Source organism: Pseudomonas sp. SJZ078 (assembly GCF_007828255.1).
Classification (GTDB): domain Bacteria; phylum Pseudomonadota; class Gammaproteobacteria; order Pseudomonadales; family Pseudomonadaceae; genus Aquipseudomonas.
The window spans coordinates 83,729-108,485 of sequence record NZ_VIUG01000015.1; the positions used below are offsets into that span (position 1 = coordinate 83,729).

General features: G+C 60.9%; 18 protein-coding genes and 1 pseudogene. 13 read left to right on the forward strand and 6 right to left on the reverse strand.

Annotated features, from left to right (window positions below; all coding sequences use genetic code 11):
- Positions 1-113: 113 nt before the first annotated feature.
- From hutU to hutG, 9 genes are all read left to right on the forward strand, one after another.
- On the forward strand, positions 114-1,802 hold the full coding sequence (hutU, locus tag FBY02_RS15305) for a urocanate hydratase (RefSeq protein ID WP_047699772.1): 1,689 nt from the start codon (positions 114-116) through the stop codon (positions 1,800-1,802).
- A gap of 163 nt (positions 1,803-1,965) precedes the next feature.
- Complete coding sequence (locus FBY02_RS15310; RefSeq protein WP_144928887.1) at positions 1,966-3,432, forward strand: cytosine permease; 1,467 nt, start codon at positions 1,966-1,968, stop codon at positions 3,430-3,432.
- A 69-nt stretch (positions 3,433-3,501) separates the two neighbouring features.
- On the forward strand, positions 3,502-4,470 hold the full coding sequence (locus FBY02_RS15315; RefSeq protein WP_144928889.1) for an ABC transporter substrate-binding protein: 969 nt from the start codon (positions 3,502-3,504) through the stop codon (positions 4,468-4,470).
- Between the two features lie 70 nt (positions 4,471-4,540).
- Entirely contained in the window at positions 4,541-5,392 is an 852-nt protein-coding gene (locus FBY02_RS15320; RefSeq protein WP_144928891.1) for a proline/glycine betaine ABC transporter permease, read from the forward strand.
- Positions 5,389-6,219, forward strand: a complete 831-nt coding sequence (locus FBY02_RS15325; RefSeq protein ID WP_052126355.1) for a glycine betaine/L-proline ABC transporter ATP-binding protein — start codon at positions 5,389-5,391, stop codon at positions 6,217-6,219. The genes FBY02_RS15320 and FBY02_RS15325 overlap by 4 nt, the downstream gene beginning before the upstream one ends.
- 140 nt (positions 6,220-6,359) lie before the next feature.
- A complete protein-coding gene (gene hutH / locus FBY02_RS15330) occupies positions 6,360-7,883 on the forward strand; it encodes a histidine ammonia-lyase (RefSeq protein ID WP_144928893.1) in 1,524 nt (507 codons plus the stop codon).
- Positions 7,884-8,013: 130 nt separating this feature from the next.
- Positions 8,014-9,546 carry a histidine ammonia-lyase gene (hutH, locus tag FBY02_RS15335; protein WP_144928895.1) on the forward strand — a complete coding sequence of 511 codons (1,533 nt, stop codon included), beginning with the start codon at positions 8,014-8,016 and terminating at the stop codon, positions 9,544-9,546.
- Between the two features lie 100 nt (positions 9,547-9,646).
- Positions 9,647-10,849: an imidazolonepropionase gene (gene hutI, locus FBY02_RS15340; RefSeq protein ID WP_144928897.1), complete on the forward strand. Its 1,203-nt coding sequence runs from the start codon at positions 9,647-9,649 to the stop codon at positions 10,847-10,849.
- A gap of 11 nt (positions 10,850-10,860) precedes the next feature.
- The gene (gene hutG, locus FBY02_RS15345) at positions 10,861-11,664 is read left to right on the forward strand and encodes an N-formylglutamate deformylase (protein WP_144928899.1); all 804 of its coding nucleotides are present in this window, start codon (positions 10,861-10,863) and stop codon (positions 11,662-11,664) included.
- A gap of 5 nt (positions 11,665-11,669) precedes the next feature.
- On the opposite strand, the gene FBY02_RS15350 is transcribed toward hutG, so the two are convergent.
- On the reverse strand, positions 11,670-12,173 hold the full coding sequence (locus FBY02_RS15350) for a hypothetical protein (protein ID WP_144928901.1): 504 nt from the start codon (positions 12,171-12,173) through the stop codon (positions 11,670-11,672).
- 300 nt (positions 12,174-12,473) lie between these two features.
- Here FBY02_RS15350 and pip point away from each other — a divergent pair, with 300 nt between their 5' ends.
- The 4 genes from pip (at position 12,474) to mdoH (ending at position 18,535) form a co-directional block, all read left to right on the forward strand.
- Complete coding sequence (gene pip / locus FBY02_RS15355; protein WP_139646454.1) at positions 12,474-13,445, forward strand: prolyl aminopeptidase; 972 nt, start codon at positions 12,474-12,476, stop codon at positions 13,443-13,445.
- A complete protein-coding gene (gene dtd, locus FBY02_RS15360; RefSeq protein WP_047699757.1) occupies positions 13,442-13,879 on the forward strand; it encodes a D-aminoacyl-tRNA deacylase in 438 nt (145 codons plus the stop codon). The genes pip and dtd overlap by 4 nt, the downstream gene beginning before the upstream one ends.
- 320 nt (positions 13,880-14,199) lie before the next feature.
- On the forward strand, positions 14,200-15,972 hold the full coding sequence (locus tag FBY02_RS15365; RefSeq protein ID WP_144928903.1) for a glucan biosynthesis protein G: 1,773 nt from the start codon (positions 14,200-14,202) through the stop codon (positions 15,970-15,972).
- Positions 15,965-18,535, forward strand: a complete 2,571-nt coding sequence (mdoH, locus tag FBY02_RS15370) for a glucans biosynthesis glucosyltransferase MdoH (protein ID WP_144928905.1) — start codon at positions 15,965-15,967, stop codon at positions 18,533-18,535. Before FBY02_RS15365 ends, mdoH begins: the two co-directional genes overlap by 8 nt.
- Positions 18,536-18,739: 204 nt before the next feature.
- On the opposite strand, the gene FBY02_RS15375 is transcribed toward mdoH, so the two are convergent.
- The 5 genes and pseudogenes from FBY02_RS15375 to FBY02_RS15390 form a co-directional block, all read right to left on the reverse strand.
- Positions 18,740-19,111, reverse strand: a complete 372-nt coding sequence (locus tag FBY02_RS15375; protein WP_144928907.1) for a DUF6124 family protein — start codon at positions 19,109-19,111, stop codon at positions 18,740-18,742.
- 612 nt (positions 19,112-19,723) lie between these two features.
- Positions 19,724-20,173 carry a hypothetical protein gene (locus tag FBY02_RS15380; RefSeq protein WP_144928909.1) on the reverse strand — a complete coding sequence of 150 codons (450 nt, stop codon included), beginning with the start codon at positions 20,171-20,173 and terminating at the stop codon, positions 19,724-19,726.
- Positions 20,174-20,630: 457 nt separating this feature from the next.
- Positions 20,631-21,494, reverse strand: coding sequence for a methyl-accepting chemotaxis protein (locus tag FBY02_RS28780; protein ID WP_371921423.1), 864 nt, complete (start codon positions 21,492-21,494; stop codon positions 20,631-20,633).
- Positions 21,486-22,685: pseudogene (locus FBY02_RS28785) on the reverse strand (methyl-accepting chemotaxis protein); the annotation flags it as partial. The pseudogene FBY02_RS28785 and the gene FBY02_RS28780, both read right to left, overlap by 9 nt.
- Before the next feature lie 74 nt (positions 22,686-22,759).
- Positions 22,760-24,676 (reverse strand): methyl-accepting chemotaxis protein, encoded by a 1,917-nt coding sequence (locus FBY02_RS15390; RefSeq protein ID WP_144928913.1) that lies wholly within the window; start codon positions 24,674-24,676, stop codon positions 22,760-22,762.
- Positions 24,677-24,757: the final 81 nt, after the last annotated feature.

Sequence of the window (24,757 nt, forward strand, 5' to 3'; positions counted from 1 at the left end):
GTACATACAAGTAAAGACGTATGCGTATGAGTTACCGAGATTCAACGCAACGTTCGCTAAATCACTGCCCGCTGCCCGGGCTGGTCTGGATTGATCGCTGAGGAGTTTTTGCTGTGACCGACGCTACCCGCAAACCCGAAAAATACCGTGACGTTGAAATTCGCGCCCCTCGCGGTAATACGCTGACCGCCAAAAGCTGGCTGACTGAAGCGCCACTGCGCATGCTGATGAACAACCTCGACCCGCAAGTGGCCGAGAATCCCAAGGAACTGGTGGTCTACGGTGGCATCGGCCGCGCGGCGCGCAACTGGGAGTGCTACGACAAGATCGTCGAAAGCCTGACCAACCTGAACGACGACGAGACCCTGCTGGTGCAATCCGGCAAGCCGGTGGGCGTGTTCAAGACCCACACGAACGCTCCCCGCGTGCTGATCGCCAACTCCAACCTGGTGCCGCACTGGGCCAGTTGGGAACACTTCAACGAACTCGACGCCAAGGGCCTGGCCATGTACGGCCAGATGACCGCCGGCAGCTGGATCTACATCGGCAGCCAGGGCATCGTGCAGGGTACTTATGAAACCTTCGTCGAAGCCGGTCGCCAGCATTACGACTCCAACCTCAAGGGCCGCTGGGTCCTGACCGCCGGCCTGGGCGGCATGGGCGGCGCACAACCGCTGGCCGCGACGCTGGCCGGTGCCTGCTCGCTGAACATCGAGTGCCAGCAGGTCAGTATCGATTTCCGTCTCAAGACCCGTTACGTCGACGAACAGGCCACCGACCTGGACGACGCCTTGGCCCGTATCGAGAAATACACCGCCGAAGGCAAGGCGATTTCCATCGCACTGTGTGGGAACGCTGCCGAAATCCTGCCGGAAATGGTCCGCCGTGGCGTGCGCCCGGACATGGTCACCGACCAGACCAGCGCCCACGATCCGCTCAACGGCTATCTGCCGGCCGGCTGGACCTGGGACGAATACCGTGCCCGCGCCAAGACCGAACCCGCCGCCGTGGTGAAAGCCGCCAAGCAATCGATGGCGGTGCACGTGAAAGCCATGCTGGCCTTCCAGAAAATGGGCGTGCCGACCTTTGACTACGGCAACAACATCCGTCAGATGGCCCAGGAAGAAGGCGTCGAGAATGCCTTCGACTTCCCAGGCTTTGTGCCGGCGTATATCCGTCCACTGTTTTGCCGTGGCATCGGTCCGTTCCGCTGGGCGGCGCTGTCGGGTGACCCGCAGGACATCTACAAGACCGACGCCAAGGTCAAGGAACTGATTCCCGACGACGCTCACCTGCACAACTGGTTGGACATGGCTCGCGAGCGCATCAGCTTCCAGGGTCTGCCGGCGCGTATCTGCTGGGTCGGCCTGGGCCAACGCGCCAAGCTGGGCCTGGCGTTCAACGAAATGGTGCGCAGCGGTGAGCTGTCGGCGCCGATCGTGATCGGTCGCGACCACCTGGACTCCGGTTCCGTGGCCAGCCCCAACCGTGAAACCGAATCCATGCAGGACGGTTCTGACGCGGTCTCCGACTGGCCGTTGCTCAACGCCTTGCTCAACACCGCCAGCGGCGCGACCTGGGTGTCGTTGCACCACGGTGGCGGCGTCGGCATGGGCTTCTCCCAGCACTCGGGCATGGTGATTGTTTGTGACGGTACCGATGAGGCGGCCGAGCGTATCGCCCGCGTACTGCACAACGACCCGGGCACCGGGGTGATGCGTCATGCCGATGCCGGTTACCAGATTGCGATCGATTGCGCCAAGGAACAGGGGCTGAACTTGCCGATGATCACTGGCAAGTAACGCAAATCCCTGTGGGAGCGGGCTTGCTCCGGGCGGCGATCCGACGAATGCGGTGTGTCATTCAACACATGTGTCGAATGTGAAACAGCTTTCGCGAGCAAGCCCGCTCCCACAGGAACGCAGCAGCGCAATGAACTCCAGAACAATCCACAGAGGTTGAACCATGGCCGTCACCAGCACACGCGCAAGCAGCAAACCGTTGATCGAAAAGCGCTCGATCGACTACATCCCGGAAGCGGAGCGGCACGGCCGTTTGTTGAGCCAGTTCACCCTCTGGATGGGGGCCAACCTGCAGATCACTGCCATTGTCACCGGTGCATTGGCGGTGGTGCTGGGCGGTGATGTGTTCTGGTCGTTGATCGGTTTGCTGATCGGCCAAGTGCTCGGCGGTGGCGTCATGGCCTTGCATGCCGCGCAAGGGCCCAAGCTTGGCCTGCCGCAGATGATCTCCAGTCGGGTGCAGTTCGGTGTGTATGGCGCGGCCATCCCGATCGTGCTGGTGTGCCTGATGTACCTGGGGTTCACCGCGACGGGCACCGTGCTTTCCGGCCAGGCGCTGGGCCAGTTGTTTGGCGTCAGCGACAGTGCCGGCATTCTTATCTTCGCCAGTGTCATCGTGCTGGTCACGGTGCTCGGTTATCGGGTGATCCACTTCATTGGCCGTGTCGCCAGCATTATTGGGGTGATTGCCTTCGTTTACCTGTTCGCTCGCCTGATCGGTCAGACGGACGTGGGCGCACTCCTGCAGATCCGGCATTTCAGCTGGAGCAGCTTCCTGCTCGCGGTGTCGCTGGCGGCATCCTGGCAAATCGCCTTCGGCCCCTACGTGGCTGACTATTCGCGTTACCTGCCGAGCAAGACGTCTTCGCTGAAAACCTTCTTTGCCGCGGGCGCCGGTTCGGTCATCGGCGCACAGGTGGCGATGATCCTCGGTGTATTTGCCGCTGCCTCGGCCAATGGGCAGTTCGCGGGTCACGAAGTGGCCTACATCGTTGGCCTGGGTGGCACTGGCGCCACCGCTGCGCTGCTGTACTTCAGCATCGCGTTCGGCAAGGTCACCATTTCCACGCTGAACTCCTACGGCAGCTTCATGTGCATTGCCACCATCATCAGCGGTTTCCGTGGCCAGTTGAACGTCACGCGCTTGCAGCGTCTGCTGTTCGTACTGGTCATTGTCGGCGCGGCGACCCTGATCGCGCTGCTTGGCCAGCACTCGTTCCTCGGTGCGTTCAAGTCTTTCATCCTGTTCTTGCTGGCGTTCTTTACGCCCTGGAGCGCGATCAACCTGGTGGACTACTACTGCATCACTCGCGAGCGCTACGACGTGCCGGCACTGGTTGACCCGAACGGTCGCTACGGTCGTTGGAACGCCCTGGGCATCAGCGTTTATACGCTGGGTGTACTGGTTCAATTGCCGTTCATCTCCACCAAGTTCTATACCGGACCACTGGTGGCAGCGATGGGGGATGTGGATATCTCGTGGATTATCGGCCTGGTGGTGCCGGCGGCGTTGTATTACGTCGCGGCGAAGAAGTGGCACAGCGCTGTACCCGATCAATTGATCCTGCCGCTCGAGCAGGACGCGGTTGACGCACAACCGAGCAGGGCGGGCCGCATCCAAGCGGTCTGATGGGACGTTGACAGGGCTGGATGCCTCTTGACTGCCGTAAGCCAATTCACTGATTAGGAGCGTCACACAATGAAATCGAACAAGACCCTACTGACCACGTTGCTTTCCATGGGCTTGCTGGCCAGCGCCGGCGCCACCCAGGCGGCGGGTTGGTGCGAGTCGGGCAAACCGGTGAAATTCGCCGGCCTGAACTGGGAAAGCGCCATGCTGTTGACCGACGTCCTGCAAGTGGTGTTGGAAAAAGGCTACGACTGCAAGACCGACAACCTGCCGGGCAATTCCATCACCATGGAGAACGCCCTGAGCAGTAATGACATCCAGGTGTTTGCCGAAGAATGGGTCGGCCGCAGCGAGGTCTGGAACAAGGCCGAGAAGGCCGGCAAAGTGGTCGGCGTCGGCGCGCCGGTGGTGGGCGCCATCGAAGGCTGGTACGTGCCGCGCTACGTGGTTGAAGGCGACGCCAAGCGCAAGCTCGAAGCCAAAGCCCCGGGGCTGAAGAACATCGCCGACCTGGGCCAGTACGCCGCCGTGTTCAAGGATCCGGAAGAACCGTCCAAGGGCCGTTTCTATAACTGCCCGGCCGGTTGGACCTGTGAGCTGGACAACAGCGAGATGCTGAAAAGCTACGGCTTGGAAAAAACCTACACCAACTTCCGTCCAGGCACCGGCCCGGCCCTGGATGCCGCAGTGCTGTCGAGCTACAAGCGTGGCGAGCCGATCCTGTTCTACTACTGGTCGCCAACGCCACTGATGGGGCAGGTGGACTTGGTGAAACTGGAAGAAAAACCGGGTGTGGATAAAAGCGTGAGTATCAAGGTCGGCCTGTCCAAGACCTTCCACGACGAAGCCCCGGAACTGGTGGCGGTGCTGGAAAAGGTCAACCTGCCGATCGATATCCTGAACCAGAACCTCGGGCGCATGGCCAAAGAGCGGATCGAGTCGCCGAAACTGGCGAAGATCTTTCTGAAGGAACATCCTGAAGTCTGGCACGCCTGGGTAAGCGCAGACGCTGCCAAGAAAATCGACGCGGCTCTGTAGGTCGAATACTTCCCGGCCAACCTTGAGCTGGCCGGGACATTCACCGCATCCCCCTGATCGAGAGTCCCTTATGTTTCCCGAAAGCTTTACCTTTTCCATCGCCGACTGGGTCAACGGTTGGGTCGACGCCCTGGTGACGAATTATGGCGATGTGTTCCGGCACATCTCCGACACCCTGCTGTGGGCCATCGTCAATCTCGAAGGCCTGCTGCGTATGGCACCCTGGTGGTTGATGCTGGCCATCGTCGGTGGCGTGGCCTGGCACGCGACCCGCAAGGTCGTGGCCACGGCGGTGATCGTCGGCCTGCTGTTTCTGGTGGGCGCGGTGGGCCTGTGGGACAAACTGATGCAGACCCTCGCGCTGATGCTGGTGGCGACGCTGATCTCGGTGTTGATCGGCATCCCGCTGGGCATCCTCTCGGCACGCAGCAATCGCTTGCGTTCGGTGCTGATGCCGTTGCTGGACATCATGCAGACGATGCCGAGCTTCGTGTACCTGATTCCGGTGTTGATGCTGTTCGGCCTGGGCAAGGTCCCGGCGATTTTCGCCACGGTGATCTACGCCGCGCCGCCGTTGATCCGTCTGACCGACCTGGGCATCCGCCAGGTGGATGGCGAAGTGATGGAGGCCATCAATGCTTTCGGTGCGAACCGCTGGCAACAGCTGTTCGGCGTGCAACTGCCCCTGGCCTTGCCGAGCATCATGGCCGGGATCAACCAGACCACCATGATGGCCCTGTCGATGGTGGTCATCGCCTCGATGATCGGCGCCCGTGGCCTGGGCGAGGATGTGCTGGTGGGCATCCAGACCCTCAACGTCGGACGCGGCCTGGAAGCCGGGCTGGCGATCGTGATTCTCGCCGTGGTCATCGACCGCATTACCCAGGCTTATGGTCGTCCTCGGCATGAGGTGAGCAAATGAACAACGCAACTGTCAGCAAAATCGAAGTCAAGAACGTCTTCAAGATTTTCGGCAATCGGTCCAAGGACGCCCTGGATCTGATCCGCCAGAACAAGACCAAGGACCAGGTGCTGGCCGAAACCGGTTGTGTGGTCGGCGTGAACGACCTGTCGCTGAGCATCGGCACCGGCGAGATCTTCGTGATCATGGGCCTGTCCGGCTCGGGCAAATCCACCCTGGTGCGGCACTTCAACCGCCTGATCGACCCCACCAGCGGGGCGATCCTGGTGGACGGCGAAGACATCCTGCAACTGGACATGGACGCCCTGCGTGAATTTCGTCGGCACAAGATCAGCATGGTGTTCCAGAGCTTCGGCCTGCTGCCCCACAAGAGCGTGCTGGACAATGTCGCCTACGGCTTGAAAGTCCGCGGCGAGAGCAAACAGGTGTGCGCCGAGCGCGCGCAGCACTGGATCAACACCGTCGGTCTGAAGGGTTACGAAAACAAATACCCGCATCAGCTTTCCGGCGGCATGCGCCAGCGTGTGGGCCTGGCTCGTGCCTTGGCGGCGGACACCGACATCATCTTGATGGACGAAGCCTTCAGTGCCCTTGACCCGCTGATCCGCGCCGAGATGCAGGACCAGTTGCTGGAGCTGCAGAAGACCCTGCACAAGACGATCGTCTTCATCACCCACGACCTCGACGAGGCCGTGCGCATCGGCAACCGCATTGCGATTCTCAAGGATGGCAAGCTGATCCAGGTCGGCACGCCCCGGGAGATCCTGCACTCGCCGGCGGATGAGTATGTTGATCGGTTTGTGCAGCGCAGGGCTGCGGTGGTTTAGAGAACTCTGGTGACTGGGCGGGCCTCTTCGCGAGCAAGCCCGCTCCCACAGAGGACCGCATTCCAATGTGGGAGCGGGCTTGCTCGCGAAGGCGTCAGTAAAGCTGCATCAATGTTCAAGTTGTAAGCATGAGGTTAAAGATGTCCCAGGCTGAAAAAATCATCATCGCCGACGCCCCCCTGCGTTGGCAGGACGTAGTCGCTGTCGCCCGCTTCGGTGCCGGGCTCGAGCTGTCGGCCCAGGCCTGGGCGCGGATCGACAATGCCCAGGCCATCGTCCAGCGCATCGTCGAAAGCGGCGAGCGCGCCTATGGCGTCAATACCGGCCTGGGGGCCTTGTGCAATGTCTCGCTCAAGGACGAACAACTCAGCCAGCTGTCGCGCAACACGTTGCTCAGCCATGCCTGTGGCGTCGGCACGCCGTTGGCCGATGAGCAGGTTCGGGCGATTCTCTGCGCCGCCATCCTCAACTACAGCCAGGGCAAGTCCGGCATTCATCGCCGGGTGGTCGAGGCCTTGCTGGCGCTGCTCAATCGCGGCATCACCCCGCAAGTGCCGTCCCAGGGCTCGGTGGGTTACCTGACCCACATGGCCCACATCGGCATTGCACTGCTGGGTGTCGGCCAGGTCAGCTATCGCGGCCAGATCGTTGCGGCGCAACAGGCCCTGGCCGCAGAAGGCCTGCAACCGGTTCAATTGGGGGCAAAGGACGGCCTGTGCCTGGTCAACGGCACGCCATGCATGACCGGCCTCAGTTGCCTGGCCCTGGCGGATGCGACGCGGCTGGTGCAATGGGCGGACGTGATCGGTGCCATGAGTTTCGAGGCCCAGCGAGGACAGATCGCGGCGTTCGACGCCGAGATCATCGCGCTCAAACCGCACCCTGGCATGCAACAAGTCGGGGCCAATCTGCGTGCCTTGCTCGACGGCAGCGAAGTCATTGCCTCGAGCCTGGGCATTCGCACCCAGGATGCCTTGAGTATCCGCTCCATTCCCCAGGTGCACGGCGCCGCTCGCGATCAATTGACCCATGCCCGGCAACAGATCGAAACCGAACTCAACGCCGCCACCGATAACCCGCTGCTGCTGGGTACACCGGATAACTTCCGGGTCATGTCCCAGGCCAATCCCCACGGCCAATCGGTGGCTCTGGCGGCGGATCTGCTGGCAATTGCCATGGCGGAAATCGGCTCCATCGCCGAGCGTCGTCTCGACCGGTTGATCAACCCGCATGTCAGCGGACTGCCGGCCTTCCTGGTAGCCAACCCCGGTGTGAACTCGGGGATGATGATCGTGCAGTACGTCGCCGCCTCCTTATGCGCGGAAAATCGCCAATTGGCGCAACCGGCGGTACTCGATAATTACGTGACCTCGGGCTTGCAGGAAGATCACTTGAGCATGGGCACCAACGCGGCCCTGAAGCTGCACAGGGCGTTGGACAACTGCACGCAGATTCTCGCCATCGAATACCTGCTGGCGGCCCAGGCCTTTGAATTTCTCAAGGCGCAGCGCTTCGGCGCCGGCACCGGGCTTGCCTGGAAGCTGCTGCGCGAGCACGTGGCTGCCTATGACCAGGACCGCTGGCTGGCGCCGGACATTGCCAGCGTCGCCGGGCTGCTTAAAGACCCGAACCTGTTGGATAGCGTGTTACCGAATTTGAATTGATCAAAAAAGCGCCAGCGTGCCAAGGCACCTCTTGCCCTAAAGCATCGCTCAAAAAGCGGGGGTGACGGATAACGGAACATTCCGGAGCGACTGGCGAGTTAGAAAACAAAACTCTCAAAAGGAGCAATAAATGACTGCCTTAAACCTGATTCCCGGTCAATTGAGCCTGGCTCAATTGCGTGACATCTATCAGCAACCCGTGACCCTGAGCCTCGACGCCAGTGCCTCGGCGCAGATCGAAGCCAGCGTGGCGTGCGTGGAGCAGATCCTCGCCGAGAACCGCACCGCCTACGGCATCAATACCGGTTTCGGCCTGCTGGCTTCGACCCGTATCGCCAGCGAAGACCTGGAAAACCTGCAGCGCTCCCTGGTGCTGTCCCATGCCGCTGGAGTGGGCGAGCCGATCAGCGATGCGCTGGTGCGCTTGATCATGGTGCTCAAGGTCAACAGCCTGAGCCGGGGCTTTTCCGGTATTCGCCGGCAGGTGATCGATGCGTTGATCGCCCTGGTGAATGCCGAGGTCTATCCGCATATTCCACTCAAGGGTTCGGTCGGGGCTTCCGGCGACCTGGCACCGTTGGCCCACATGTCCCTGGTGCTGCTGGGCGAAGGCAAGGCTCGTTACAAAGGCGAGTGGCTGCCGGCGGTCGACGCGTTGAAAGTCGCCGGCCTCGCGCCGCTGACCCTGGCCGCCAAAGAAGGCCTGGCGCTGCTCAACGGCACCCAGGTGTCCACCGCATTTGCCTTGCGCGGCCTGTTCGAGGGTGAAGACCTGTTTGCCGGTGCCCTGGCCCTGGGCAGCCTCACGGTGGAAGCCGTGCTTGGCTCCCGCTCGCCATTCGATGCGCGTATTCACGCCGCCCGTGGCCAGAAAGGTCAGATCGATGCTGCCGCCGCGTACCGCGATCTGCTGGGCGAGCGCAGCGAAGTGTCCGCTTCGCACCAGAACTGCGACAAGGTTCAGGATCCGTATTCCCTGCGTTGCCAGCCGCAAGTGATGGGCGCCTGCCTGACCCAGTTCCGCCAGGCGGCCGAAGTGCTGGTGATCGAGGCCAACGCCGTGTCGGATAACCCATTGGTGTTCGCCGCCGAAGGTGATGTGATTTCCGGTGGCAACTTCCACGCCGAGCCCGTGGCGATGGCCGCTGACAACATGGCCCTGGCGATTGCCGAAATCGGTTCCCTGAGCGAGCGTCGCATTTCCCTGATGATGGACAAGCACATGTCGCAGTTGCCACCGTTCCTGGTGGGTAACGGCGGGGTCAACTCCGGCTTCATGATCGCCCAGGTCACTGCCGCTGCCCTGGCCAGTGAGAACAAGGCGCTGTCCCATCCTCATTCGGTGGACAGCCTGCCGACCTCCGCCAACCAGGAAGACCACGTGTCCATGGCCCCGGCTGCCGGCAAGCGCCTGTGGGAAATGGCCGAGAACACCCGTGGCATCCTGGCGGTGGAATGGCTGGCGGCGTGTCAGGGCCTGGACCTGCGCGGCGGCTTGAAGACTTCGCCGAAGCTGGAACAGGCTCGCGGTCTCCTGCGTGCCGAAGTGCGGTTCTATGAGAAGGACCGGTTCTTTGCCCCGGACATCAATGCCGCGAGTGAGCTGTTGGCGAGCCGTTGCCTGAACGAGCTGGTCATGGCGAACCTGTTGCCGAGCCTGTGAGGGCCTCATCGCGAGCAGGCTCGCTCCCACATTGGAATGCGTACCCTGTGGGAGCGAGCCTGCTCGCGATTCGATTCTGAATGAGACGAGGAAACCCGGGATGAAAACCCTCTGGCAAAACTGCCACGCCGCCACCATGGCCCAGGGCGTCTACTCGATCATCGAAGACGCCGCCATCATCACCCAGGGCGAACACATCCACTGGATCGGCCCGCGCGCAGAACTGCCGGCCGGTGACTATCCGACAGTCAACGACCTCAAGGGCGCCTGGGTCACCCCAGGCCTGGTCGACTGCCACACCCACGCGGTGTTCGGCGGTAACCGCAGCGGTGAATTCGAACAGCGCCTGCAAGGCGTCAGCTACGCCGAGATCGCTGCAGCGGGTGGCGGTATCGCCAGTACCGTGCGCGCCACCCGAGCCGCCAGTGAAGACGAACTGTTCAGCAGCGCCGCCAAACGCCTGAACAGCCTGATGCGCGACGGCGTGACCACGGTGGAAATCAAGTCCGGTTACGGCCTGGACCTGGCCAACGAACGCAAGATGTTGCGGGTCGCCCGCCGTCTCGCTGCCGAACTGCCGATCAGTGTGCGCAGTACCTGCCTGGCGGCCCACGCCTTGCCACCGGAGTACAAGGATCGCGCCGATGACTACATCGAGCACATCTGCACCGAGATGTTGCCAGCCCTGGCGGCCGAAGGGCTGGTGGATGCGGTGGATGCCTTCTGCGAGTACCTGGCGTTTTCCCCGGCGCAGGTCGAGCGGGTGTTCATCACCGCGCAACGACTGGGGTTGCCGGTGAAGCTGCACGCCGAACAATTGTCGTCTCTGCACGGTTCCAGCCTGGCGGCGCGTTACCAGGCGCTGTCGGCCGATCACCTGGAATTCATGACCGAGGACGACGCCAAGGCCATGGCCGCTTCCGACACCGTGGCGGTATTGCTGCCGGGGGCGTTTTATTTCCTGCGGGAAACTCAACTGCCGCCCATGGATGCCTTGCGCAAGCACGGGGTGAAAATCGCCGTGGCCAGCGACCTCAATCCCGGCACCTCGCCGGCGCTGTCGCTGCGCTTGATGTTGAACATGGCCTGCACCTGTTTCCGCATGACGCCGGAAGAAGCCCTGGCAGGGGCGACGATTCATGCGGCCCAGGCCTTGGGCATGGCGCAAACCCATGGTTCGCTGGAGGTCGGCAAAGTCGCGGATTTTGTCGCTTGGCACATCGACCGCCCGGCCGACCTGGCGTACTGGCTTGGTGGCGATCTGGAAAAACGCGTCGTGCGTCACGGCGTTGAAATCGATTGAGGAGAATGGTTGTGGAGAAGGTCCTGAATTTCAAGCAAGGGAGCGTGCCGCTGCTAGTCAGCATGCCCCACGCCGGCCTGCGCCTGACCCCGGCAGTGAAGGCCGGGTTGATTCCCGAGGCCCAGAGCCTACCGGACACCGACTGGCACATTCCCAAGCTCTATGAATTCGCCAATGAGCTGGGCGCCAGCACCCTGGCCGCCGAATACTCACGGTTCGTCGTCGACCTGAACCGACCCTCCGACGACACACCGATGTACGTCGGCGCCACCACCGGCCTGTACCCGGCGACGCTGTTCGATGGTGTACCGCTGTTTCGCGAAGGGCTGACACCCTCTGCAGAGGAACGGGCGACGTACCTGCAGCAGATATGGATGCCGTATCACCAGGCTTTGCAACAGGAGCTGGCGCGGCTCAAGGCCGAGTTCGGCTACGCCTTGCTGTTCGACGCCCATTCGATTCGTTCGGTAATCCCTCATTTGTTCGACGGCAAGCTGCCGGACTTCAACCTCGGCACCTTCAACGGCGCCAGCTGCGACCCGGTGCTGGCGAGCCAGCTCGAAGCCATCTGCGCCCGTCACGATACCTTCACCCATGTGCTCAACGGGCGCTTCAAGGGCGGACACATCACCCGGCATTACGGCAACCCGGCCGAGAACATCCATGCGGTGCAGCTGGAGCTGTGCCAGAGCACCTACATGGAAGAGTTCGAACCGTTCAACTACCGTGCGGACCTGGCGGAGCCGACCCAGGTAGTACTCCGGGAACTGCTTGAAGGTCTGTTGGCGTGGGGACGACAGACCTACAAGCGCTGAGTCGCTTATCGCAGATCGGTTGGAACAAAGGGGCCGGTCACATCAAACACTCCCTTGATGTTGAAAGTCTCAGCGTTTGGGGCTTTCACATTGAAGTCGAATATGGCGCCCCAGCGTTGAGGGGTTAGAAAAGGTACGAAGAAAATCTTTCCTTGAGTGCAAGGGAACTCATACGCCGCATCCACTTCGTTATCGTCATCGTCAGGGCTGTCTTCCAGCTTGTAGTAGCCAGCACTGTTTGGAGCGATCTGCGGCAGGACCTTGGGCGGTATCAGGTCCAGCATCACGGGACGGTCGGTTTTGCTCAGGTAGAACTGCAGGGTATTGATCTCCGTACTCTGGGTCTCTGGATTGATGGTGTCTTCGAACCCTTTAATGGCCCAGAACGTGCCCGACTGGGTAAGGAACTCCTGCAGTTTTACCCGATTAGCCGAGAAATGTTCCAGGTGGTCCTTGAATGTCAGGGTGGCTGTAAACGTGTTCAGTGGGGCCGTGGCTGCGTTATTCATGGTGCGGTTCCTCTGATGCTCCCCCAGGGAAAGGGGGGCTCAGGCCATTAACAAGGCTTTGCGGAATGTGAACTACTGTCGGAATCGACAGTTTTTTGTAGTTTTTCGCGATAAATAAAAATGTACTGATTCGAAGTCATTTTCGGGCGTCATCCTGTCGTAGCCGATAGAGATTTCTGCAGACAGGTCGTTGGCGTCACAGGGGGGCATGCCCATCAAGGCGATTCGGGTTTATGATGCCGGACGGCAGATTAAATAGAAGTCCCTACAGGGATGACTCGACCCCTTACGGAGCGCCCAATGCAGACTTTGTACCCGCAGATCAAACCCCATGCCCGGCACGATCTGGCTGTCGATGACACCCACACGCTCTATGTCGATGAAAGCGGCTCTCCGGAAGGCCTGCCGGTGGTGTTCATTCATGGTGGTCCGGGTGCGGGTTGCGACGCGCAGAGCCGTCGCTACTTCGATCCGAACCTGTATCGCATTGTTACTTTCGATCAGCGCGGCTGTGGTCGTTCCACGCCCCATGCCAGCCTGGAAAACAACACCACCTGGGATCTGGTCGAAGACCTGGAGCGCATCCGCAAGCATCTGGGCATCGAGAAATGGGTACTGTTCGGCGGCTCCTGGGGCTCGACCCTGGCCCTGGCCTACGCCCAGACCCATCCGGAGCGGGTCCATGGCCTGATCCTGCGTGGGATCTTTCTCTGCCGCCCGCAGGAGATCGAGTGGTTCTATCAGGCTGGCGCCAGTCGCCTGTTCCCCGATTACTGGCAGGATTACATTGCGCCCATTCCCCTGGATGAGCGTGACGATCTGCTCAGCGCCTTCCACAAGCGCCTGACCGGCAATGACCAGATCGCCCAGATGCACGCGGCCAAGGCCTGGTCGATCTGGGAGGGGCGTACAGCGACCCTGCGTCCGAACCCGCTGGTGGTCGACCGCTTCTCCGAGCCGCAGCGTGCGCTGTCGATCGCTCGGATCGAATGCCATTACTTCACCAACAACGCCTTCCTCGAACCCAACCAGTTGATTCGCGACATGGGCAAGATCGCCCATTTGCCGGGCGTCATCGTGCATGGCCGCTATGACGTGATCTGCCCGCTGGACAATGCCTGGGAACTGCATCAGAACTGGCCCAACAGCGAACTGCAGGTGATCCGCGATGCGGGACATGCCGCCTCGGAGCCGGGTATTACCGACGCACTGGTGCGCGCCGCCGGGCAAATGGCCCGGCGCTTGCTCGACCTGCCGCCCGAAGAAGCATGAAAGGGCTGTTGCAACGGGTCCGTGGGGCCCGGGTCGAGGTCGCGGGGGATATCGTGGGGGCCGTGGACCAGGGGTTGCTGGTCCTGGTGGCGGTCGAACCCGAGGATACCCGGGCCAGCGCCGACAAGCTCTTGCACAAGCTGCTTAACTACAGAGTGTTCAGTGATGCCGACGGCAAGATGAACCTGTCGCTGGCGGACGTCGGGGGTGGCTTGTTGCTGGTGTCACAATTCACCCTGGCGGCCGACACCAAAAGTGGCCTGCGCCCGAGTTTTTCGACGGCCGCGCCTCCGGCATTGGGAGAGGAACTGTTCAGCTACCTGGTCGGTCAAGCGAAAGAGGTGCATGGCACTGTGGCATCAGGTAGATTCGGCGCCGACATGCAAGTGCATCTGGTCAATGATGGCCCGGTAACCTTTCTGTTACAGGTCTGAAAGCGTTTGAAACACCTTTTCGGTTCTGTTTCGAGGTTAAACAGGGAGTTTTCTCGATAAATACTTCGTTGCCCCTGATGCGTTGTCACGCGGCCTGCTAGATAATCGCGCGCTACGGGGGATCGGCATTCGCTGGTCCATTTGACTTAGGTAGAGACTTGTCCTGAGCCGTTTGGGGAATCATTTTGCCCCATCGGAGTCGGAACAATGCTCGCCAACTTGGCAAGAGTGCTCCGCAAGGTCGGTTTTTCTATGCCGTTACCAAGCGGATACTTTATCTGGCCGTTGGTTTTTTGATCTGTTTTCGGCGAGGGTTGCTCGTGATTGTTAGTCCCTGTAATGCACCAAAAATGTCTGCCAAACGGTTTAGAAGCGCTCTGGTAGCGGGTTCGGCGCTGCTGTGCCTGCTCGGTGCGGGTCAACTGTGGGCATTCAGCCTGGATGATGTATCGGCGAAGGCTAAAGAACTGGCCGGGCAAAAATTCGAAGCCCCGCGCAGCAATCTGCCGAACGAATTTCGCGACATGAAATTCGGCGACTATCAAAAAATCCGTTTCCGCACTGAAAAAGCCGAGTGGGCCGACCAGAAGACGCCGTTCCGGCTGTCGTTCTATCACCAGGGCATGCACTTCGATACGCCGGTGAAAATCAACGAAATTACCGCGACCAACGTCGAAGAAATCAAATACGACCCGACGCGCTTCGACTTCGGCGACGTGCAGTTCGACCCCAAGGCTACCGAGCAATTGGGCTACGCGGGTTTCCGCGTGCTGTACCCGATCAATAAGGCCGACAAGCAGGACGAAATCATGACCATGCTGGGCGCGAGCTATTTCCGCGTCATCGGCAAGGGCCAGACCTACGGCTTGTCCGCCCGCGGCATGGCGATCGATACCGCGTTGCCGTCCGGTGAAGAATTCCCGCGGTTCCGCGAGTTCTGGATCCAGCGCCCGAAACCGACCGACAAGCACCTGGTGATCTTCGCCCTGCTGGATTCGCCTCGGGCCACCGGCGCCTACCGCCTGACCCTGCGCCCTGGCACCGACACCGTCGTCGACGTGAAGGCGCGCATGTTCCTGCGCGATCGCGTCAACAAGCTGGGCGTCGCCCCGCTGACCAGCATGTTCCTGTTCGGCGCGAACCAGCCGTCCAAGGTGTTGAACTACCGTCGCGAGCTGCACGATTCCAGCGGCCTGTCGATCCATGCCGGCAACGGCGAGTGGATCTGGCGTCCGCTGAACAACCCGAAACACCTGGCCGTGAGCAATTTCTCGGTGGAAAACCCACGTGGTTTCGGCCTGCTGCAACGTGGTCGTGACTTCAGTCACTACGAAGACCTGGACGACCGCTATGACAAGCGTCCGAGCGCCTGGATCGAACCGAAAGGCGACTGGGGCAAGGGTTCTGTCGATCTGGTGGAAATCCCGACCGCCGATGAAACCAACGACAACATCGTTGCCTTCTGGAGCCCGGAAAAACTGCCCGAGCCAGGCCAGCCGCTGGACTTCGGCTACCGCCTGCACTGGACACTCGACGAAGCCAGCCTGCACTCGCCTGACAGCGCCTGGGTCAAGCAGACCCTGCGCTCCACCGGTGACGTGAAGCAGTCCAATCTGATTCGCCAGCCGGACGGCAGTGTGGCCTACCTGGTGGATTTCGAAGGCCCGTCCCTGCAGGCGCTGCCGGAAGACGCCGAAGTGCGTAGCCAGGTGAGCGTCGGCGATAACGCCGAGATCGTCGAGAACAGTGTGCGCTACAACCCTGAAACCAAGGGCTGGCGCCTGACCTTGCGCTTGAAGATCAAGGATGCGAAGCAGGCCACCGAAATGCGTGCCGCGCTGGTCCGTCCGTTGACGCCTGTCGAAGCGCCGGCCGCGTCGCACTCCGTGACCGCCACCTTGGCCAAGGCCGACAAGATCGCCAAGCAACAAGGCGAAAAAGAAGCAGAAAAAGCAAACGAACAAGCCAAAGAAGAAGCCAAGGCCGTCAAGGCATCCGAGGCTGCTGAGGCGACCCCAACCCCGCAGGAACCGGAACCGACTGAACAAGTCCTGACCGAGACCTGGAGCTATCAGTTGCCAGCCGATGAGTAATACGCCAGTACCGCCAGAGACGCTCAGCGAATATCTGGCCCATTTGCCAATGACCGACCAGCAGCGCGCCGAGTTGGCGGGCTGCAAGTCCTTCAGCGAATTGCATGAACGTCTCTCGTCTTCGACCTTCGACGGTCCCACCGAGGCGGCGCAAGCCTCGGTCGGTCGTCGGCTGGTCCTGAGCACTGCCGAAGAGCTCGAAGATGCAGAGATGCTGGGGCTCGACTCCAGCGGTCGTGTGCGCCTGAAAGCCACGCCGCCGATTCGTCGGACCAAAGTCGTGCCGGAGCCATGGCGCACCAACATCCTGGTGCGCGCCTGGCGAAGGATGACCGGCCGCACCAACCCGCCGAAGCCGCCCAAGGATGAGCGGGTGCTGCCCCATGCCCGCTGGCGAACCGTAGGCTCGATCCGCCGCTATATCCTGCTGATTCTCATGCTCGGCCAGACCATCGTCGCCGGCTGGTACATGAAAGGCATCATGCCGTACCAGGGTTGGTCGTTCGTGGACCTGGATGAAGTCCTGCACCAGCCATTGCTGCAGACCGCCACGCAAGTGCTGCCGTATGCCTTGCAAACCAGCATCCTGATCATGTTCGGGATCCTGTTCTGCTGGGTTTCGGCCGGTTTCTGGACCGCGCTGATGGGCTTTCTGGAATTGCTCACCGGTCACGACAAGTACCGCATTTCCGGCGCCAGCGCCGGCAACGAGCCGATCCCCAAGGACGCTCGCACCGCACTGGTGATGCCGATCTGCAACGAAGACGTCCCCCGGGTCTTCGCCGGCTTGCGCGCGACTTTCGAGTCGGTGAAGGCCACCGGTGATCTGGATCGTTTCGACTTCTTCGTGCTCAGCGACAGTAACGAAACCGATATCTGTGTTGCCGAGCAGCAGGCCTGGCTGGACGTCTGCCGCGAAGCCGGCGGCCTGGGCAAGATCTTCTATCGTCGTCGCCGTCGTCGCGTGAAGCGCAAGAGCGGCAACCTCGACGACTTCTGCCGTCGTTGGGGCAGCGATTACAAGTACATGGTCGTGCTCGACGCTGACAGCGTCATGAGTGGCGAATGCCTGACCAGCCTGGTACGCCTGATGGAAGCCACGCCGGACGCGGGGATCATCCAGACCGCGCCAAAGGCCTCGGGCATGGATACGCTGTATGCGCGCATGCAGCAGTTCGCGACCCGGGTGTACGGTCCGTTGTTCACCGCCGGCCTGCACTTCTGGCAGTTGGGGGAATCCCACTACTGGGGCCACAACGCGATCATCCGCATGAAACCGTTCATCGAGCACTGCGCCCTGGCGCCGCTGCCGGGCAAAGGCGCGTTCGCCGGTGCGATCCTGTCCCACGACTTTGTCGAAGCCGCACTGATGCGCCGTGCCGGCTGGGGCGTGTGGATTGCCTATGACCTGCCGGGCAGCTACGAAGAGTTGCCGCCGAACCTGCTGGACGAGCTCAAGCGTGACCGTCGCTGGTGCCACGGCAACCTGATGAACTTCCGGCTGTTCCTGGTCAAGGGCATGCACCCGGTGCACCGTGCGGTGTTCCTGACCGGGGTGATGTCCTACCTGTCGGCGCCCTTGTGGTTCTTCTTCCTGGTGCTGTCCACTGCGCTGCTGGCGGTGAACACACTGATGGAGCCGCAGTACTTCCTCGAGCCGCGCCAGCTGTATCCGCTCTGGCCGCAATGGCATCCGGAGAAGGCCATCGCCCTGTTCTCCACCACCATCGTGCTGCTGTTCCTGCCCAAGCTGTTGAGCGTCATCCTGATCTGGGCCAAGGGTGCGAAGGAGTTCGGTGGCAAGTTCAAGGTAACGGTGTCGATGCTGCTGGAGATGTTGTTCTCCATGTTGCTGGCGCCGGTGCGGATGATTTTCCACACCCGTTTCGTGCTCGCCGCGTTCCTGGGCTGGGCCGCAACCTGGAACTCGCCGCAACGTGACGACGACTCGACGCCCTGGAGCGAAGCGGTCAAGCGTCATGGTCCGCAGACCCTGCTGGGCTTCTTCTGGGCACTGCTGGTGATCTGGTTGAACCCGAGCTTCCTGTGGTGGCTGGTACCGATCGTCGGTTCGCTGATGCTGTCGATTCCGGTGTCGGTGATCTCCAGCCGTGTCGGCCTGGGCTTGAAGTCCCGTGATGAAAGCCTGTTCCTGATCCCTGAGGAATACGCACCACCCCAAGAGCTGGTGTCGACTGACCAGTACACCCACGAGAACCGTTGGCATGCATTGAACGACGGCTTCATTCGCGCGGTGGTCGACCCACAGCAAAACGCCCTGGCGTATGCGTTGGCGACTTCCCGGCACGGCCAGGCCGAGCCGATCGAATGGTTGCGGGTCGAACGTGTTCGTCATGCCTTGAAGGTCGGCCCGGCCGGGCTCAACAACGGCGAGCGACTGGCGCTACTGAGTGATCCGGTGGCCCTGTCCCGACTGCATGAGCAGATCTGGAGTGAAAGCCACCCCGAATGGCTGGCGGCATGGCGTGCATCGGTCAAGGCTGATCCCCATGCACCGCTGCTACCGCTTCAGCCGGTGAGCGGACAGATTCAAGTAGCCTGATGTACAAAAAGCCCCGCTTCCCAAAAGGAAGCGGGGCTTTTTGTTGGGTACGATTCTTGTGGACACCATACCCTGTGGCGAGGGGATTTATCCTCGCTGGACGCGTAGCGTCCCTGAACCTGACAACCCGCAATCCTGATCAGGTGAGTTGAGACTCTGGGGCTGCCAAGCAGCCCAGCGGGGATAAATCCCCTCGCCACAACATCACTCGGCCTCAGCTCGTGGGTCGACCCGATCCAGCGCCCGGTCCGCCAGCAAACCACTCAACTCGATCAACTGCTGAAGGCCCAAGGCAAAATGCCGCCGGGGTCCATCCAGCTCGAACGCCAGGTCGCTGGCCATGACATTGGCCGAAGCCAGGGTCTCGCTGAGGTTGGCCAGCAGGCATTCGGTGTCGATATCGTCTACAACGGTGAAGAGCTGGCCAGGGGGTGGCGCTTTATCGGGTTCGGCGTGTTTCGGTTTCAGGTAGAAATCCAATGCCCGCTCGGTGGCTTCCTGGAGTTTTTCGGGGTCGAGGCTGGTGTAGGAAGAGGTTGGGTCCGTTTCCGGAGGATTGGGTGTGATTTTGAACATGGTGATGCTCCTTGATTGATGGAGCCGCCACGATTCGCTGCGAAACGAAGGGAGGGTGGCAGCTGTACGCAGGTTCGCAGACCGGGAATCAAGGAACCCGGCATACCCGAAGGTATCCCGCGCACAGCCGCCATGACGATCCAGTAGACGAAGCAGCGCCCACTGAAAGGAAACGGTGGCGCAAGGCGCCTTGATAATTCCAGGCTGCGAAACCTGATCGCTACAGGATGCAACGACCCGCAAACGATAGAACCCAGACCCCAAGCGCACAAGCCGGCGGATTCTGGCGCAGTTGTAGGCAATGGCGCAAGACGATGTAGCCCTGCTCACAACTCTCCACAACAGTTCCTCATTCTGTGGGAGCGAGCCTGCTCGCGATGAACGGTAACGGGGCCTGACTGGGGAACGCTGGCATGCTCTTGGTCACTAATCAGCCCGTTCTGAAAATTCACGGACACAAAAAAACCGCCCTAAAGAGGCGGTTTCTTTGACACTTTACTTTCACAGAAGAGGGTATTAGCCATGTCGCCTGGGTAGAGTTCTGCTCTCTTTGCCAGACCATGTATGTGGATGGTATTGGCCGTTGGCGCTGGTGTCAACTCGTCTGGCCTGTTAGATATCCTCGGTTTCGGTCTCATCGGCAGCATCCAGATTCCGCTGGAATTCTAGTTCTTCCTCGAACACAAGCCCCATGTCCACTGCCCACCTTTCGGCCAGATGCTGAACAGGAACAAGTCTTTCCAAGGCCCCGTCTCGGGCTTTCAGATCAGCTTTCAGTTGATCAATGATCTCCTGCAGCTGGTCAACTTTAAGCTGTGTTTGCAGCACATCATTGTAAGGAACATAACCGGAAGCGCCCACTGCATGAATTAGGGAGGCTTTCAGCTGTTTTGTCTCAGTACCACTGAGGGCCACGGTGTACTTTACATTTCTACCCGTATTCTTTCCCTCGCTGAAGTAGCTGACCGGTGGCAGGACTCTTTGGATCGATACACATTCGAGCATGCTGCAAAGTACGTAGCAATCTTTGCCGCTGTTTTGGTACCGCGGCATTCTGTTCAAGGTTGTTCACCGTTTCGAGATAACGAACAATGATCGTCTCCATATGCGTCCTTGTGAGTTGATGAACATCGTGCGTTTGATGCTCAGAAAGCGTAATTAATCGACAGAGCCCTCAAACAATAGAAGCCAGACCCCCAGGCGCACAAGCCGGCGGATTCGGGTGCAGTTGTAGGCAATGGCGCAGGACGCTGTGGCCTCCTGCTCAACTTCCGTTCTGTGGGAGCCGAGCTTGCTCGCGATGGCGACGTGTCAGCTTGCATCTATGTTGGATGTAACGCCGCCATCGCGAGCAGGCTCGCTCCCACAGTTTTTGCGGGGTTCATGGATTGGGTGTTTGTCGCTGGCCTTTTCTGTGGGAGCGAGCCTGCTCGCGAAGCGGTGGGACGGCTTGCAGCGATGTCGACTGTAATGCCGTTATCGCGAGCAAGCTCTGCTCCCACCGGGGAGGGGGTGTTGTCTAGACCTTGAACCGCCCCACCAACGTCTGCAAATGAACGCCGAGACGTGCCAGTTCGGCGCTGGAGGCGGCGGTTTCTTCGCTGGCGGCGGAGGTCTGTTCGGAGACGTCGCGCACGTTCAATACGCTGCGGTTGATCTCTTCAGCCGTGGCGCTCTGCTGTTCGGCCGCGGCGGCGATCTGCTGGTTCATCGACTGGATGGCCGAGACCGTGCGGGTGATGTTTTCCAGCGAACCGCCAGCCCGGCGGGTGAGTTCGACGCTGCTGGCGGTCAGGCCGCGGCTGCTGTCCATGATGCTCGCGACCCTTTCAGTTCCGCTTTGCAGTCCGAGGATGAGTTCCTCGATCTCTTCGGTGGATTTCTGGGTGCGTTGGGCCAGGCTGCGGACCTCGTCGGCCACCACGGCGAAACCACGCCCGGCCTCACCGGCGCGGGCGGCTTCGATAGCGGCGTTGAGCGCCAGCAGGTTGGTTTGCTGGGCCACGGACTTGATTACGTCCAGCACGCTGCCGATCTTGTCGCTCTCGTGCTTCAAGTCACCCATGGCGGCGGTGGAGTTGCTGACTTCGTTGGCCAGGCGCTCGATCTGAGCGATGGCTTCGCCCACCACTCGCTCACCCTCGCGGGCTTGCTGGTCGGCGGCAACGGCAGCCTCGGAGGCTTCCTCGGCGTTGCGCGCCACATCCTGCACCGTGGCGGTCATTTCGTGCATGGCGGTGGCGACCTGATCGGTCTCGATCTTCTGGCTGTTGACCCCGGCACTGGTCTGTTCGGTCACGGCCGACAGCTGTTCAGCGGCGCTGGCGATCTGGGTGACACCTTCGCTGATGCCACCGATCAATTGCCGCAGGCTCACGGTCATGCGTTGCAGGCTACCTTGCAGTTGGCCCATTTCGTCACGGCGGGCGACCACAAGGTCATGGCTGAGGTCACCCGAGGCGACACGTTCGACCGCGCTCAAGGTCTGTTGCAGGGGAGCAACGATCTGCCGGGTGATGATCCATGCCGCCAGCAGACCAAAGGCTAACGCCAGGACGGCGACGATGATCAAGGTTTCCTTGGCTTGTCCGGTTTCCTGATCGCGTTTCTCGATCTGCGAAACTGTCATTCGATTATTGAGCTCACTCAAGTGGCTCTCTTGCTCCAGCATTTTCTTGAAGGCCGAGGCGCTGACCACCTGCGAGTCGCGGAACTGGCTGACAGCGGCACGATAGGCCTTCATCGATTCGGCGGCTTGCTGCAGATTGGCGGTGTGCTGTTCCGGCAATTTGCCGGGCAGGTCTTGAAGGTTCTTCAGGACGTTTTCGATGGCATCCAGGGCGGGTTGTTCGGCGTCGGCCTTGCCGCTGTAGGTGTAGCCGCGCACTTGATAGCGGGCCTGCTGGAGCAGTTTGCTCAGCTCGACCACGTTATTGAATTGCGCGACGCTGTCGCCTTGTCGCAGGGCGTTTTCGACTTCCGTCACCTTCGCCACGGCATTGTCGGCGTTGGCCCCCAGCTTGGATCGGGCCGATTCGCGGTTCTGTGTCGCCTGGGTCAGGTCGCTAAAGCTGCGTTTGTAATCATCGAGGATAGCCAGTTGCTGATTGAGCAGTTCCTGGTCGGTCGGTCGTACAAACCGTTTGAGAGCAGTCTGTATGCTTTCCTGCAGCTTGCCTACCAGGTCGCTGACGGCAGTTGGTCCTTGTTCGCCGCGCCGCATCTCGTAGTCGAGGCTGGCAATTCGTAAATCCTTGGCCAATTCATTGAGACTGGCAATGGACGCCTGTTTGTCCGAGCGACTGATCACGCTGCTCAGGCTGCTCCAGCCGGCGAAGGTGCTCAGGAGAGTCATCAGCAAGACCAGGCCAAAACCGAACCCCAGCTTGCGATTGACACTTACGTTTCCCAGCTTTTCGGTTAGCCAACTGAACATGCTGATACTCCCACGGACCTTTTTGTAGGTCTTATGAGGAGAGTATCGACCATGCCATGCAGATCTGTAGGAAATAGGTGAGGGACTGGACAGGAGGGCGCTTGCTCTTGTTCGGTTACGAATCAGTCGCACGTCCATCCAGGGCGTAGCCGGCTTGCCCAGGCGAGAGCAAGCGCTCCCGCCTCGGGTTTCTTGTAGTCGTTTTTGAGCGCTTAGACCTTGAAGCGCCCCACCAGCGTCTGCAAATGAACGCCGAGACGTGCCAGCTCGGCACTGGAACTGGCGGTCTGTTCGCTGGCGGCGGAGGTTTGTTCGGAGACGTCGCGCACGTTCAATACGCTGCGGTTGATCTCTTCGGCGGTGGCGCTCTGCTGCTCGGCCGCGGCGGCGATCTGCTGGTTCATCGACTGGATGGCCGAGACCGTGCGGGTGATGTTCTCCAGCGAACCACCAGCCCGGCGGGTGAGTTCGACGCTGCTGTCGGTCAGGCCGCGGCTGTTGTCCATGATGGTCGCGACCTGTTCGGTACCGTTTTGCAGGCCAACGATCAGTTCCTCGATCTCCTCGGTGGACTTCTGAGTGCGCTGGGCCAGGCTGCGGACTTCGTCGGCGACCACGGCGAAACCACGCCCGGCTTCACCGGCCCGCGCGGCCTCGATGGCGGCGTTGAGAGCCAACAGGTTGGTCTGCTGGGCGACAGACTTGATCACGTCCAGGACGCTGCCGATTTTGTCACTCTCGCGCTTCAAATCGCTCATGGCGTTGGTGGAGTGGCCCACTTCCTCGGCCAGGCGCTCGATCTGGGCGATGGCTTCGCCAACCACTCGCTCACCCTCGCGGGCCTGCTGGTCGGCGGCAACGGCAGCCTCGGAGGCTTCTTCGGCGTTGCGCGCCACTTCCTGCACCGTGGCGGTCATTTCGTGCATGGCGGTAGCCACTTGATCGGTCTCGACCTTCTGACTGTTGACCCCGGCGCTGGTCTGCTCGGTCACGGCTGAAAGCTGTTCGGCGGCGCTGGCGATCTGGGTGACACCTTCGCTGATGCCACCGATCAATTGCCGCAGGCTCACGGTCATGCTTTGCATGGCGCGTTGCAGTTGGCCCATTTCGTCGCGACGCTCGGAGGTCAGGTTGTGGCTCAGGTCGCCGGCGGCTACCCGTTCGGCGACCTGGAGGGTCTGGCCGAGCGGGACAACGATCTGCCGGGTGATGAGCAGGGCGGCAATGACGCCGAACAACAGGGCCAGCGCGGCGGCAACGATCAGGACGGTCTTGGCCTGGGCGACGTCGTGGTCACGCTTGGCTGTCTGGGACACGGTCAGCTTCTGGCTGGAGTCGATCAGCACCTGGCCTTGCTCGGTCATGCGCTGGAGGGCGGCGCCGTTCTCGATCTGCGAGTCACGGAACTGGGCGACCGCCGCGCGGTACAGATTGAACGAATCGCTAGCCTGTTGCAGATTGGCGGCATGTTCCTGGGGCAGTTGGTCCGGCAGGCGTGCCAGCAGCTTGAGCACGGTATCGATGGCTTCCAGGGCTGGCTGCTGGGCTTCGCTCTTGCCGCTATAGGTGTAGCCGCGAACCTGGTAACGCGCTTGCTGAACTGCTTTGCTCAGGGTTACCGCGCTGTTGAACAGGGTGACGTCGCCGCCTTGCAACAGTGACTGTTCTACCTCGGCGACCCGGGCCACGGCGTTGTCGGCGCTGGCGCCGAGTTTACTGCGGGCATCTTCGCGGTTGACGGTGGCGCGGGTCATTCCGGCAAAGGCGCTTTTGTATTCGGTCACGGCGGCCAATTGCTTGTCGATCATGGCCACATCGGCCGGCTGTTCGAGCAACTGGCGAGCATCCTTCAGCCCGGCCTCAAGCTTGCCCAGCAGATCGTTGACCTGTTGTGGCCCTTTCTCGCCCCGCGTGGCGTTGTAGTCGATGCTGGCCAGGCTCAAGTCCTTGCTCAAGTCGTTCAGGCTGGCAATGAATCCCAGCTTGTCGCCCCGACTGATGACGTTGCCCAAGCCGGACCAACCGGTGAAGGCGATCATCAAAGTGAGAAACAGCACCAGGCCGAAGCCGAAGCCGAGTTTGCGATTGACGCTTACGTTTCCCAGAGCCTGGGCAAACCACCGGAACATGCTGATACTCCCTTGAGGGACCAATTGGTTTTATGGGGAGCTATATCGGCAGCTTGGGCAGAATCTGAAGGACTTTTGCGG

What these genes read in the sequence shown, in the direction of transcription:
- FBY02_RS15310 (WP_144928887.1), top strand. Translation starts at nt 1,966, where the DNA reads ATGGCCGTCACCAGCACACGCGCAAGCAGCAAACCGTTGATCGAAAAG.
- FBY02_RS15315 (WP_144928889.1), top strand. Translation starts at nt 3,502, where the DNA reads ATGAAATCGAACAAGACCCTACTGACCACGTTGCTTTCCATGGGCTTG.
- FBY02_RS15320 (WP_144928891.1), top strand. Translation starts at nt 4,541, where the DNA reads ATGTTTCCCGAAAGCTTTACCTTTTCCATCGCCGACTGGGTCAACGGT.
- FBY02_RS15325 (WP_052126355.1), top strand. Translation starts at nt 5,389, where the DNA reads ATGAACAACGCAACTGTCAGCAAAATCGAAGTCAAGAACGTCTTCAAG.
- hutH (WP_144928893.1), top strand. Translation starts at nt 6,360, where the DNA reads ATGTCCCAGGCTGAAAAAATCATCATCGCCGACGCCCCCCTGCGTTGG.
- hutH (WP_144928895.1), top strand. Translation starts at nt 8,014, where the DNA reads ATGACTGCCTTAAACCTGATTCCCGGTCAATTGAGCCTGGCTCAATTG.
- hutI (WP_144928897.1), top strand. Translation starts at nt 9,647, where the DNA reads ATGAAAACCCTCTGGCAAAACTGCCACGCCGCCACCATGGCCCAGGGC.
- FBY02_RS15350 (WP_144928901.1), bottom strand. Translation starts at nt 12,173, where the DNA reads ATGAATAACGCAGCCACGGCCCCACTGAACACGTTTACAGCCACCCTG.
- pip (WP_139646454.1), top strand. Translation starts at nt 12,474, where the DNA reads ATGCAGACTTTGTACCCGCAGATCAAACCCCATGCCCGGCACGATCTG.
- dtd (WP_047699757.1), top strand. Translation starts at nt 13,442, where the DNA reads ATGAAAGGGCTGTTGCAACGGGTCCGTGGGGCCCGGGTCGAGGTCGCG.
- mdoH (WP_144928905.1), top strand. Translation starts at nt 15,965, where the DNA reads ATGAGTAATACGCCAGTACCGCCAGAGACGCTCAGCGAATATCTGGCC.
- FBY02_RS15375 (WP_144928907.1), bottom strand. Translation starts at nt 19,111, where the DNA reads ATGTTCAAAATCACACCCAATCCTCCGGAAACGGACCCAACCTCTTCC.
- FBY02_RS28780 (WP_371921423.1), bottom strand. Translation starts at nt 21,494, where the DNA reads ATGACCGTGAGCCTGCGGCAATTGATCGGTGGCATCAGCGAAGGTGTC.
- FBY02_RS15390 (WP_144928913.1), bottom strand. Translation starts at nt 24,676, where the DNA reads ATGTTCCGGTGGTTTGCCCAGGCTCTGGGAAACGTAAGCGTCAATCGC.